At 68.0% G+C, this 11,820-nt stretch carries 9 protein-coding genes; 6 read left to right on the top strand and 3 right to left on the bottom strand.

The window, feature by feature from the left end:
* Positions 1–90 precede the first annotated feature (90 nt).
* The 5 genes from IT361_12595 (at position 91) to IT361_12575 (ending at position 8,230) form a co-directional block, all read left to right on the top strand.
* Positions 91–681: a hypothetical protein gene (locus tag IT361_12595; GenBank protein MCC6318515.1), complete on the top strand. Its 591-nt coding sequence runs from the start codon at positions 91–93 to the stop codon at positions 679–681.
* 367 nt (positions 682–1,048) lie between these two features.
* Positions 1,049–2,584: a hypothetical protein gene (locus IT361_12590; protein ID MCC6318514.1), complete on the top strand. Its 1,536-nt coding sequence runs from the start codon at positions 1,049–1,051 to the stop codon at positions 2,582–2,584.
* 48 nt (positions 2,585–2,632) lie between these two features.
* Complete coding sequence (locus IT361_12585; GenBank protein ID MCC6318513.1) at positions 2,633–4,558, top strand: hypothetical protein; 1,926 nt, start codon at positions 2,633–2,635, stop codon at positions 4,556–4,558.
* Positions 4,558–6,003 carry a hypothetical protein gene (locus IT361_12580; GenBank protein ID MCC6318512.1) on the top strand — a complete coding sequence of 482 codons (1,446 nt, stop codon included), beginning with the start codon at positions 4,558–4,560 and terminating at the stop codon, positions 6,001–6,003. Before IT361_12585 ends, IT361_12580 begins: the two co-directional genes overlap by 1 nt.
* A 1,678-nt stretch (positions 6,004–7,681) precedes the next feature.
* A complete protein-coding gene (locus tag IT361_12575) occupies positions 7,682–8,230 on the top strand; it encodes a CBS domain-containing protein (protein ID MCC6318511.1) in 549 nt (182 codons plus the stop codon).
* Between the two features lie 308 nt (positions 8,231–8,538).
* Here the strand turns inward: IT361_12575 and IT361_12570 are convergent, their stop codons facing one another.
* Together IT361_12570 and IT361_12565 are read right to left on the bottom strand one after the other, a co-directional pair.
* Positions 8,539–9,336 carry a phosphodiester glycosidase family protein gene (locus IT361_12570; protein MCC6318510.1) on the bottom strand — a complete coding sequence of 266 codons (798 nt, stop codon included), beginning with the start codon at positions 9,334–9,336 and terminating at the stop codon, positions 8,539–8,541.
* Complete coding sequence (locus IT361_12565; GenBank protein ID MCC6318509.1) at positions 9,333–10,175, bottom strand: hypothetical protein; 843 nt, start codon at positions 10,173–10,175, stop codon at positions 9,333–9,335. Before IT361_12565 ends, IT361_12570 begins: the two co-directional genes overlap by 4 nt.
* A gap of 294 nt (positions 10,176–10,469) precedes the next feature.
* Between IT361_12565 and IT361_12560 the strand changes: the two genes are divergently transcribed.
* Positions 10,470–11,156: a transposase gene (locus tag IT361_12560; GenBank protein MCC6318508.1), complete on the top strand. Its 687-nt coding sequence runs from the start codon at positions 10,470–10,472 to the stop codon at positions 11,154–11,156.
* On the opposite strand, the gene IT361_12555 is transcribed toward IT361_12560, so the two are convergent.
* Complete coding sequence (locus IT361_12555; protein ID MCC6318507.1) at positions 11,052–11,654, bottom strand: hypothetical protein; 603 nt, start codon at positions 11,652–11,654, stop codon at positions 11,052–11,054. The genes IT361_12560 and IT361_12555 overlap by 105 nt on opposite strands.
* Between the last annotated feature and the right edge of the window lie 166 nt (positions 11,655–11,820).

Genomic DNA, 11,820 nt, shown 5'->3' with positions numbered 1-11,820 from the left:
AGAGGGCGACGGCCAGTCGCGGGCAAGGGGCCGCGCGCGCCGTGCGCGAGTTCGTCGCGCACAATCGGCCGGAAGATTCCGAGGTGTCGAATGAAGTGGCATCGAGCGGTGCTCGCCAGCGGAGCCATCGGTATCGGTTTCGGGCTCCTGTCGGCGATCGATCCCCAACGGCGGTGGCAGGCGGCGGCGATCGCCGCGTTTGCCGCCGCCGGCGTCATTGCCGGCATCGACGGCATGCTGCACCGCCGCCAGGCCGTTGTGGATGCGACCCTGCGCTACGCGACGTACCACGGCACGGCCGCGGTGTGGGGGAGCGTTTGGCTCATCACGCTGGGGATGGTCCTGCTTGTGGTGGCCTGGACCTGGTATGCCGGCGTCGAGCGTCAGCTGATGGTGCTCGTGCTGCGTCGCCCGGGGATGGCGCTGATTCCGGTCGGGGTGAGCACCCTCTGCAGCGGCGTCGCGCGCTGGTACGGCTGGCGGCTCACGCACGCTCCAACTTCGCCACTCGCAAGGACGATGGGGAATCGCATTGGCGGGATGCTTGGCGTCACATTCGGCGCAGCCCTCACCGCCGCGGGCCTGGTCGAGATCATGGCGCCGGTCGCGTTCGACGCGATCCTCGGATCGATGCGACATGCCCTGGAGCAGTGGGCGCTCGGCGCCGCGTTGCGGCCGTAGGCCCCGGCCATCGCGGATCTGTTGCCTTCTGCCCAGAGCGCGCTGAGCACACGGGTGCGTGAGTGCGCTCGCCGACTCGGCTGAGATCCTTGACGCCTGCATCCTCTTGCCTGGGGATCCAGACATGGCGCGCGTCCAGAGCGTCTGGCCGCAGCGACCAGTGGCCATCTGATCGGGCGGTGGCAGACCGCAGGCCTCGCGCAGGAGCGTGACATCCCACACGCGTGTAGGGGACGTCCGGATAGCGCGCGTCCCGCACGTATCTATTATGGAGCGCGCTGCGTGCCCCTCAACGATCGCGCAGATCGCGGTCCCTCGTTGTCGAGCACGCATCGGAACGGCACCACCCTTGATGAGGTGTGCGTCGATGCGTGACGGTCATTGGTCGGCTCGTATGCCGGCAGTCGCCGGTGTGTTGTTCCTCCTCGCGGGCTGCGTGGACGAGAAGATTGTGTACCGGGACGGACCGAACTTCGCCGCCCCACCGGCCGCAGCCGCCAGTTTCGTCGGCTACGACGACCACGCGGCCAAGCGGACGGTGTGTGGCAATTGTCATGTCAGCCAGCAAGGCAAGTGGAAGGAGACGAAACACGCGGGCGCGTGGCAGACGCTGGACACCAATGCGGGAAAGCAGGGGTTCTGCCAGGCCTGTCACACCGTCAGCAATCTGGGGAACGCGACCATTGACACCGCCGTTGCCTGGCGTTCGACAAAGGATCCGCGGTACCAGGACGTGCAGTGCGAGAGCTGCCATGGCGCTGGCCTGCAGCACATCGGCGTCCCGGCGCGCGGGCAGATGCTCCCCTCGGCCAAGGCGGACACCGGCACCGCGATCACGACGGGATGCTCCGAGTGCCACTCAGGCTCACATCAACCGTTTGTTGAGGACTGGCGCAAGACCCGTCATGCCACGGCCCGGACGACGGTCTTCAACTCTGCGACGCCAACGAGTCCTCTCCCACCCGGTGAAGTCGCCGGCGGAGTACGCGCCGCCTGCCAGAGTTGCCATGTGGGCCAGAAGGTGCTCCTGGCCTGGGGGGTGAACACCAACTACACCGAGAAGGTCGAGCAGCCCAACTGCGCCACGGCGGTGAACGGCCGCTGTGTGGGCAACAGCACGGCGATCGGGACCACCTGCGCGGTGTGCCACGACCCCCATGGTTCGGCGAACCCCAGGCAGCTGCGGTTTCCCATCGACTCACGTGATCCGGACAACAACCTCTGCATCAAGTGCCACAACCGACGCGGCAACTTCGACCTTGCCCAGTCGAGCAACACCGCCCCGCACGCCCCGCACGGTCCGCTCGTCCTCGGCACCGCCGGCTGGTGGCCTCCCGGGGTTGCATTCACCGAGACGGAGTCGTCGCACGGCTCCGAGAAGAACCCGCGGCTCTGTGCGACGTGTCACGTGCAGAAGTACGCCGTGAACGACAAGGCGACGAACAAGTTCATCGTGACCGTCACCGGACACCGCTTCACCGCCATTCCGTGCGTCGACGGCAACGGACAACCGACCGCAGACCAGAGCTGCACGCAGCTCACCCAACGGTCGTTCAAGGGATGTGCGGCGTCGGGGTGCCACACCGAGGCGAGTGCCCGGACGGCGCTCACCAGTGCGGACGCGGACATCGCGCTGCTTCGCGGGGCGCTGAACGGCATGCTCCAGAGCCCCCTCATTCCTGCCGCGCAGAAGGGATCGGGTCTCACCACGTATCGCGGTGCTCTGTTCAACTACAATCTGGCGGGGATGCCGGGGTCGGACGCGCACAACCCCTTCCTCGTGAAGGCGCTCCTCCGCGCGTCGATCGCCCAGGTAGCCCGGGACTACGGCGTCGCTGCGCCGCCGGGGCTGCGGCTCGCGCCGTACGATCAGATCATCCTCGGTCGGAAGGCCAGCAACTAGGTGTTACGCGCCACCGGTGAGTCGAAACGGCGGGCAACCTGCGAACGGGTGTCCGCCGTCCTCGTTTGCGTGGCCCTCGCGCCGTGGACACGCGCCGCCGCGCAGGGCGTGGCGAGGGTGCATGACTCCACCTCGGCCGACTCCATACGATTTGACCAGGCACCGCTCCCGGGGGGGGCGGCGGCCCTCTTCCGCTTCCTCTTCAACGAAGTCCCGCAGTGGATACAGATCGGGGGCATCGTTCTGGCCGCCGTCGTCAGTGTCACGGCCCTGGTGTTCAGCTGGCGGCATCGCACGGGGATCTGGACGTGGCTGGTGACGCGGTCGCGTGGGGCAAAGATCGCCCTGGGCGCCACCACCCTCTTCACCATCGGCGTGGTTGGTGGCGCGGGCGCGTGGAGCTGGAACTTCATGATGCACGACAACGACTTCTGCGCGAGCTGTCACGTCATGAAGAGCGCCTTCAATCGGTTCCGTGTCTCGGAACACGATAAGCTCGAGTGCCACGCGTGCCACCAGCAGTCGATCTTTGCCAGTGCGCAGGAACTCTACTACTGGGTCCTCGACCGTCCTGAGAAGATCCCGCAACACGCCCCGGTCCCCAACCGGATCTGCGCCGAGTGTCACGAGCAGAGCCAGGCAGACTCCAGTTGGAAGCGCGTCATCGCAACCGCCGGACATGCGGTGCACTTCAGGAGCGACTCGTCGGTCCTGAACGACCTGATGTGCATCGATTGCCACGCCCGGGACGTTCACGCCTTCAGGGCCACCGACGTCTCGTGCCAGTCGTCAGGGTGTCACGAGGACACGGAGGTGCGCCTCGGTGCGATGGCCGGCCAGAGCGGGCTGCATTGCGTGACCTGCCACGACTTTGGCCGATCCGTCAACGAGAAGATCCCGATCGATTCCACGCGTCAGGCGCTGGTGCCGGCTCGCCCGGAGTGCTTCTCGTGCCATGAGATGCGCGCCAAGCTTGCCGAACGAGACCTCGACAAGGATCCACACCAGGCGACCTGCGGTACCTGCCACAACCCGCACGATCAGTCAACGGCGGGCAAGGCGTTCACGTCGTGCGCCACCGCTGGGTGTCACGCGTCGGCCGATACCCTCACGGCCTTTCACCGGGGTCTTGGTGCACACACGCTCGACCAGTGTGGGGCATGCCACAAGCCGCACAGCTGGAAGGTGCAGGGCACAAGGTGCATTGATTGCCACCGCGACATCTATCGTCGCGGACCCATCCCGCTCCGACGGCGCGCAGCCTCACCGGCTCCTTCCGGAGGTATGGAGCGTTCGCTCCCGTCGATGGGGCACGTCGTGCCTCGCAGGTCCGGGCCTCGCGATGTGGACTCGGACGCCTCGCAGGCGTCGATGCAGCCGCTGGATCGACTTCCAGCGCGCGACACGACATTCGACCATGCCAGGCACCGGAAGGTCGCCTGCACCTCGTGCCACAGTACGGCGCGAGCGCATGGGACCGTGACCATCACCGCACCTGCCGGGTGCCAGTCATGTCATCACGCGGCGGACGCGCGCGCGGGAACCTGCGCAACCTGTCATACGCCGTCGGAGCTATCGGCGACGGCCTTCGTGCCAACGCCCATCCGTGTGACCCGACGCGCGACGCCCGTTCAGCGCGACTTGCCCATGTCGCACGGCAGGCACGATGCCGTACCCTGCGGTTCGTGCCACGACGGCGGCGTGACGAAGGCCGTAACGGTGAGCTGTGCGTCGTGCCACACCGACCATCACCGCGCAAACGCCGTCTGCGGCACCTGTCACGCGGACGCGAATGCTGTCCATACGCGCTCCACGCATGTGACCTGCGGATCGTGTCACGAGAGGGCCGGCACCGCAACGTTGCCACCGAGCCGCCAGGTGTGTCTCGCCTGCCATGCGAAGCAGAGAGACCATAAGCCCGGAGCTGACTGTGGTACGTGCCACCTCGTGACCTGGCCGGGGGGAACGGAGTGATGCGTTGGCCACATCTCGTCACGTGGATGGCCCTCCTCGCCACGAACGCCGGAGCGCAGGGCGTGCGGATCACGGGGTCGTCGTGGTGGCAGGGGATCGACCTGCGCCCCTTTCGTCGCGACTCCGTCGCGCGCTCGCTGACGACGGAAAGCAACGGGATCCGTCGGGGACCCGATGGTACCATCGTCAGCTGCCCGGACGGCGTCGCGTATTGCGCCTTCCTCGCCGCCGCGACGCGAGTCCTGTTGCAACCCGTGTTGCACGATATCTCGGTCGCTGGGTGGGGCATGGGGGAAGGGATCTCGGTTCACGCGCACGGTCGAGCGCGCACGCCCCTCGGGGAGGGCGATCCCTCATGGCCGCGAATGGCGGATCCATTCGACCTGCTCGATGCGTACGTGGAAGTGGATCGAACGCGGGGGCGCCTCCGCCTCGGAAGGCAGTGGACGCTGGGAGGGCTGGGGGCATACAGCTACGATGGCGGATCCCTCCTGATTCGCGGGGGCGCGTTCGACGGTGAAGTGCTCGGCGGACGCGCCCTGGTGCAGGGGATCAACGAAGCCTACACCGCCGAAGAGATCGGACAGGTGGATGACCTGCCGCCCGACAATGGCGCATGGCTGGTGGGGGGGAGGGGCAGGTGGCGGTCAACGAGCGGTGTACAGGCACTGACGGCGGCCTACCTGCGCATCATCGCCGACGATCGGTCGGGGGTGTACGCCGACCGTGTCGCGCTCGATGGGTCGACGCGGTGGCTGGGAGCACGGATGGACGCAGCCCTCGCGTACGACCTGGCGAGCGGGATCGCGAATGAGGCACGCATCCGTGCCGCGCGACGCATCACCCGCGGGCTCGACCTCTCGGCCGAAGTGCGACGTCATCGACCGTTCTTCGAGCTGTGGACCATTTGGGGTGCCTTCGCACCGGTTGGCTTCGACGAGGTGCGCGTGACCGGAACCTGGACGAGTGCCGACGGAGGTCGCAGTGTGAGTGCATCGAGTGCGCGGCGACGGTACAGCGACCCCGGGACGGGGCTGCAGTCGGTGCCGCTGCGCACCGATGGGTGGCGCCTCGCGATGGACGGGAGTTGGCAACCGGGCGAGGCCTGGTCTGTGGTGGCCTCGTATGGTGCGGACGTGGGTGTTGGTGCCTCGCAGACCGACGGCTTGGCCGGCTTCCTCTGGCGCCCCACCCGTGAGGCGGACTTTGGCGCATCGTTCAGCGCACGACAGACGATCTACGAGTACCGCGTCGGGACGGGGCGCGTACTCGGCGGCTTTGCACACGCCTCGATGGCGCTCCGCCCCGACCTGCGCCTGCGGGTGGAGGCCGGGCAATACCGGCATCGACTGACCAACGATGCGGTGGGACCGGACTGGTCGCAGCGTCGAGCCTCCGTCCGACTGGAGTGGGCGGTGGGCGCGGACCCGGGGCGGGACCGATGAGGGGCCGGCGCGTTAGGCAGCGGTGGCTGCGGACGGCGCTCCGCGCGACGGCGACTCTGTTCGCGGGGCTCCTGACCTGCCGTGTCGTTCATCCGCTCGGACTTTCCGCCCAGGCAGTGCCATCCGTTGCGGGGATCGCGTCACGCACGGTCGCGAAAACCGGCATCGTTCGGCTCAGGGCACCGGGCGACTTTCCTCATGCGGCGCACGCGCGTCTCTTTCCCACCTGTGAAGGGTGCCACGCTGATGTCACGGGGAATACGGCGGCCGCCCTTTTTCCGAACCCCACCACCTGTGTGGCCTGCCACAACGGCGCTGATGTCCGTCGCGTGGAGTGGCGGGCGCCGACGCGCCCGGCACCCCAGGGGCTGCTCGCATTCTCACACCAGCGGCACTTTGTGGTTGGGGATAGCGCGGCGCGGGTCTGTACGACATGTCACGCCGGCACCACCGGCCGGGGATTCATGGACGTGACGGCGGCCCGGGCCACGACCTGCCTGGGCTGCCACGCCCACCGGGCGCCCGCTCACCTCGACCCGGCGAATCGGTGTCAGGCGTGCCACGTTCCCCTGACGGCGGCACGCGGCCTCGACGTCGGCGCCCTGCCGAAGCCGACCACACACGAGGCGCGCATGTTTGTTTCCCAGCATGCACCGGGTTCGCCGCTCGCGGCCGCGACGTGCGCCACGTGTCACGCGCGCGAGAGCTGCGCGCGCTGCCACCTCAACGTGGCCACACTGGCGGTCGCGGCCACTCTCGGGTCCGACGCACGGGTGGCGCAACTCGTGCGTGCCCGCGCGCCCGTGTGGCCAACGCCGGATAGCCACCGTCGCGAGGATTTCATTCGCGGGCATGGACCCGCCGCGATCGCCGGTGCCGCCACCTGCGCCAATTGTCATGCGCGCTCGAGTTGCACGACCTGCCACACGGGGTTGGGGGCGCGCGCCGTCCTGCGCGCTCTTCCGGAGCCCACGTCGTCGCCGCGAGGGGTTCAGCTGAGACGCGCTCCGGTGGACGGCCGAGGACGATGGCTCCCGCGCGCGACCGACGTCCGCCGGAGTGCTGACACCACGCCGCGCCTGGTCCGCCCACATCCCGTGAACTTCGTGGAGTCGCACCGTGGTGCCGCATCGTCGGGGCTCACGTCGTGCGCCGGATGTCACGCCCAGCGCTTCTGCTCGGATTGTCACGCCGGGGAATCGCGGCGCGCCTTTCACCCGCCGAACTACGCCGCCGGGCATGCAGCGTCCACCTATGCGCGCGACCGCGAGTGTGCCTCGTGCCACAACACCGAGGTCTTCTGTCGCGCCTGTCACCAGGCCTCGGGACTCCAGGCGGAGGGTCGCGACGCTGCCACCTACCACAACGCGCAGCCGCAGTGGTTGCTTCAGCACGGCCGTGCGGCGCGCCTCGAACTGGCGACCTGTACCACGTGTCATACCCAGGCCACCTGCTTGCGCTGCCACGCCACCACGGGGTGGGGGGTCAATCCGCACGGTCGGGACTTCGACGCCAATCGACTGGGGCGCAAGGCAATGGCCATGTGCGCCAGATGCCATATCACCGACCCGCGACGGCGTTAGGCGTCGGCCGTTCCCTCACAGAGGCGTCGTCGACTGCTGACTCCCGGTCGCCGGGGTACGCGGTATTCTCCCGGTGAACCCACGCCGGAGGCCCCATGCTGCGAGTCAAGGAGATCATGACGCCCAATGTGGTGACCCTTGCGCCAAACCAGACGCTCCGTCAGGCGGTCGATACCCTCGTCACGTGTCGGATCCAGGGAGCGCCAGTCGTGGACGCGGGTCGCGTTGTCGGTGTTCTCTCGGCACCCGACCTCCTGGAGTTCGAGTCCGTGGTTGGCGATGAAACCCGGGAGGACGAAGCGGATCCGGTGGAAGAGTGGAGTGAGGGCGACGAGTGGTCTTCGAGGTACTTCACTGACCTGTGGACCGGGCGCGAGGATGTGGTTGAGCGCGTCGCCGCCGAAGGCCGCGCGATGGGATTCCTCGACAGCCACACCGTCGGCGAAGCCATGTCGAAAACCGTCTGCACCCTTCCTGCCGACACCGAAGTGTCGTACGCGGCGCAACGTTTGCTGGAGGCCGGAGTGCAGCGCGCGATCGTTACGGACGCGAGCGGGTTCGTCGGAATCCTCTCCGCCACCGACATCCTCCGTGCCGTGGCGGAGCGCCGTCTGACCGTCAGGCAGATGGTGTTCGTCAAGTAGCGGCATCGGGCCGGTAGGGCAAAGGGCAGGTTCTGCGATGAGGCGCGCCGGGACAGATGCGACGAGCGCCTCAAGGTTCTGACGCGCCCAGGCGGCTCCTTATCGACGAGAGCGGCCACATCCCGATCGATCAGCGGGGCGCCGGCCGGTTCTCCATCTGATCTCGCGCCGCTACGGACGACGTCCTCGCGCAGCTCCAGCGGGACTACTCGTACCGGGCGCGGTTGCCCGCGTCGCGGTGTCCACGGCGCACTGGAGTACGGCTCGACGAGGTCGTCGTGCTGCCCGCTCCCCGTGGCGCGCCAGGGTTATCGGCTCGCGTGGGTGTCACGCGGCGAGACGATGAGCGCCAGCGGCACGTTGCGCCAGTTGCTCCAGCGCCCGAGCGTGCCGTCGGCGCGTCGCACGGCCATCTGGCTGGAGATGCCGCCGTCGAGGAGCATGGCACGCACACAGCCTAACGACTTCATGAACGCTGCCATCTCGGTGGCCGTCGGGCCCCAGGGCAGCGTCTCCGCCGCCTTGCCCAGGCCGTCAAAGCGCGTGAGGGCCACGATTACCGACCCGTCGGCCATGATGCCGATCGCGAGCCGGGAGTCGCGGTGCGTGAGGTTCACGCCGCGCCCCGCAGCCCGCAGTTCCCACGGCAGCTTGCCGTCCACCAGCAGGGCGGGGTAGGACTGGAAGGCCACGTGCGCCCGCGGGCGTACGCCGGCCAGCTCGCCGGGCATCACGAGGGCGGACCTGCCCGCCGCGTCCACGACGAACGCCATGCCGAGGGAACCCGTCCCGGGCGCCTGCGCTTCGACACCGTCGCGCACCAGCCAGCCCCAGGGGGATCCCCCGATGAACTGGCCCGCGTTGAACGCGGCGGTCGCCGAACCGGGCATGCTGTCCACGTTCCACGCCCCGCGAAGGCCGTAGTCCCGCGTGACGTCCTGCAGGGAGAAGCGCACCTGCGCCGGGTCGAAGCGGAGGGCAACCACCCGCACCTCGGCCAGCGGACCACGAGGCGCCATCGGCATCTCGCGCTCCCACACGCCGGGGCGCACGGGTTGCCACAGCAGCCCGGGCACCGCCAGTGCGAGGACGGCGCTCCCGATCACGTGACCTGCGCAATCAACGCCATCATCTCCTCGCACTTCTTCAGCATGTCCTGCACTTCATCCTGCGTGAAGTACCACACAGCGCTGCCCGAGCCGGGCATCTTCACGATCGGCGTGGAGGCGGGCTTCCACCCGCTCTTGATGGCCGTGCAGAAGGCGGCCAGGCGTTCCTTGTAGATGGCATACTGCCGCGGCGTCATTCCAGCCGCTGCAGGCGCCGGCGCCAGGAATGGCCCCATCTGCAGCGCCTCACCATCCGCTTCGGAAGCGGTCTGCGGCGCGACGGGCTCGACGTCGTCGCCCGTGTCCGGGCCGGCCGCGGCGGCGGCCTTCTCCTCGATTTCACGCAGGCGCTGCCCGCGCCAGTTGCCCGCGTACTTGCGTGGATCCTCACCGCACGCCTTGAGCACGAGGGCGCTTATTTCTTCGTTCATCTTCGCGATCGCGGCCTGCATCTGCGCCTGGGTCGCGTTTTCCGGGAGGTCGCCGATGCGCATGGCGACCTTCTGGCCCTCCGGCGTCATGGCCACGCCGCTGCTGCACGTCTGGTACTCCTCCTGTGTCTTGATCCCCGAGAGAAACTTCGTGAGGGCCGCGCGCTCGGAGATTTCGACGTTCAGGCCACGCTTGACGTACTCCATCGTCGCCGTGTTGATCGGGATCACGTCCGGGTTCTTGAGCGCTCCCGGCATCTCCTCCGCCTTTGCGGCCTCCGGACCCTTCACCGCCTCTTCCGCTTTCTTCCTGATCAATCCCCGGATCCCCTGGGCTTCGGACGGTCCGGCCGGGGCAGCCAGGAGGACGCCGAGTGCGAGAACAGCCAAGCCGCCTTTCTTCATTGTCGTGACCTCCGCGGAGAGTGACGCCGGCACCCGCGCCCACAGGTTGGCAGCAGGACACCTTGACGCACAAACGGGTCGTCACCCCTGGGATTCTCACGACTCCGCGCCATTGCCACGACGGTCCGGTGGCGCCGCCCTCGCGGAAAGGCGACGGCTTCGAGCAGCCGACGCTGCCGTACGACCACTGGCACACCGACGTCAGCTACGTCGACGCCGCCGGGACGTTCCACCACCTCTGCTCGCTCCTGGACGGCGCCAGCCGATACCTCCTGCACCGGGAACTCCGCGCAGATGACGACGCCAGAGGTCGAGATCGTGATTCAGCGCGCCCGCGAGCTGTACCCCCCGGCGCATCCCCGCATCATCTCCGACAACGGTCCCCCCTCCGTCGCTCGCGACTTCAAAGAGCTGATTCGCACCCGCAGCATGACGCACGTACGGACGTCGCCGTACTACCCGCAGTCGAATGGGAGGATCGAGCGTTGGCGCCAGACGCTCAGGGTCACCACGATTCGGCCGCATCGCCCGCCATCGGTGGAGGCGGCAAGGGTCCTCGTGGCGGCGTTCGTGACGTATTACAATCACCAGCGACTGCACAGCGCGAGCGGCTTTGTCACGCCAGCCGACGCGTTAGGCGGTCGCCGGACACCTTCGACTGCATCGAACGCTTCTACAATCTCACGCGGAGGCATTCCTCACTCAGCAACACAGTCTCATCGACTTCGAACGGCTGCCGTCAATAGCTTAACTCTCCGCCCACGAGTCCCGGTACGGCTCATGCTGTCTACGCGTCGCGCGGGCGAACGCATCGTCGAGGGAAGGGGACAAACCGAGCGACGCGTGTCTCGTCCTGCGCACCGCCACAGGCGCAGCTCATGGGTTGAAGCCGTACGACAGCGCGACGCTGAGGGCGCGCATGATCGGGACATCCGCGGCCGGGCCGAAGCGCGCCGAAGTCGCCGTCACCAACCGTCGTGACGTCGGATCAAGGTTGTCGAACCGTGACCAGGTGAGCGCGTTCCGGATCGCGACCTCGGCGTGCACCTCGGGGCCTCCCGGCGAGCGACGCAACGGCAGGGACACCGCAACTTCGCGCAGCCGGAGGTAAGCGGCATCTTGCACGTACACCGGCGCCTGCGCCTGGACCGACGCCGCGCGCGAAAGACCTCCGTCGGCGTCGTCCGAGAGGCCCAGGCGGTCCATGCGGTACTGATCCTCGTTAGGATACCTGACGCCGAAGATCCCGTCCACGGCCGTCGTCAGCCGCCAGCGTCGCCACCGGATCTCGTTATGCTGGGTCATCGCCATCGCGGGTGATCCATCGCCAATGATCTCCCACGTGCCACCTGGCAAGGTGTCGCGCCAGCCGTACGCCGTGATCGAGCGCCCCGGCAGCCGAGGGAGGATGGCGATGAGCGACCCGGTACCCGCTTGGCGGGCATGGTGCTCGACCGCGGTCGTACGGCTATGGGCCACCGATCCGGGAGGGAGACGGCGGTCTTCATACCGACCGTATAACGAAGCTGTAGAAAAACCCGGCGGCGGCTAGCGAGCGGCAGAGACTTTGCAGGGCGAGTGGTAGAAGCTAGAGGGTGGTCCGTCCCCCGTCGAGCAGAGGCGCCATGGCCCGCTACAAGCACAT

The organism is Gemmatimonadaceae bacterium, assembly GCA_020846935.1.
Lineage (GTDB): Bacteria > Gemmatimonadota > Gemmatimonadetes > Gemmatimonadales > Gemmatimonadaceae > RBC101.
This window is presented reverse-complemented; position numbering and strand designations above follow the sequence as displayed.